Consider the following 611-nt stretch of genomic DNA (forward strand, 5'->3'; position numbering starts at 1 on the left):
CGTGAGCTGCTGAAACGCAGCTTTGCAATGGCAGATGAAACCCGAGTTCAGGTATTGAACGAGGAAGGGCGCCGAGCCCAGACCCAATCATTCATGTGGCTGTTCCGAAGCGGCGAGGATGGACTTCCGGCGATCATCCTGTATGGCTATTCCCCGACCAGGAGCGGCAGTCACGCAAGGGAGTTCCTGGAAGGCTACAGCGGATACCTGGAAACGGATGGATATCAGGGATACAACAATCTTCCAGGGATCAGACGCTGCTCTTGTTGGGCGCATATCCGTCGATACTTTATCGATGCCGTTCCCAAAGGAAAACAGTATGACTACAGTCAGCCGGCAGTGCAGGGAGTCCAGTACTGCAATCGGTTATTCGCCATTGAGGACTCCATTAACAAAAAGTATCCCGGTGATTATGAAAAGCGAAAGCAGCTGCGTCTCGAGAAGGAAAAACCTGTTCTGGAGGCTTTCTGGTCGTGGCTCGATCAGCAGAAGCCAGTCCGGAACACCCGGATGGATAAAGCGGTTAATTATGTTCTCAACCGGCGTGATACAGCGGAGACCTATCTGGAAGACGGGCGGTGCAGCTTTACTAATAACCTCAGCGAGAATGC

At 52.5% G+C, this 611-nt stretch carries 1 protein-coding gene; it reads left to right on the forward strand.

Annotated elements, in window-relative coordinates; genetic code table 11:
- A partial coding sequence (tnpC, locus tag ACTNB3_RS17880) for an IS66 family transposase (RefSeq protein ID WP_441027311.1) occupies positions 1 to 611 on the forward strand: 611 nt, incomplete at both ends.

Origin of the sequence: Bariatricus sp. HCP28S3_D3 (assembly GCF_052065755.1) — a bacterium.
Taxonomy (GTDB): Bacteria; Bacillota; Clostridia; order Lachnospirales; family Lachnospiraceae; genus Allocoprococcus.